At 45.0% G+C, this 340-nt stretch carries 1 protein-coding gene; it reads right to left on the minus strand.

The window, feature by feature from the left end; translation table 11 throughout:
• Positions 1-340: transposase family protein (locus AAEY83_RS13455; RefSeq protein ID WP_502945166.1), on the minus strand; the 340-nt coding region annotated here is incomplete at both ends.

Consider the following 340-nt stretch of genomic DNA (forward strand, 5'->3'; position numbering starts at 1 on the left):
GCTAAAAGCTGCTAAGTCTTGATAATTCTTATGCCGATAAGCGCGTCCATAATGACAGACGGGTATCGGAAAGCCATCCATAAAATGAATGTTGTCACGGCCTTCAATTTGACTGACGTTATCTTGTATCCGCTGTTTGACTTGCCACAGATTTGCGCAATGCTTTGCGAAGTTAGGGTATGAGCCGATGGCTGGAAACCAGTCTTGCCAATGCTGGGTAAAGTATTGCCAAATTTGTTTGTCTTGATCAAGGTGTAAAAATTCACCGACCATCTCCATGCAAATGACCTCAGGATCACTTAGCTTTGGCGCGTAACCTGCACTTCGCAAGGGTTTGGTG

Origin of the sequence: Psychrobacter sp. TB20-MNA-CIBAN-0197 (genome assembly GCF_040309765.1) — a bacterium.
Taxonomy (GTDB): Bacteria; Pseudomonadota; Gammaproteobacteria; order Pseudomonadales; family Moraxellaceae; genus Psychrobacter; species Psychrobacter submarinus.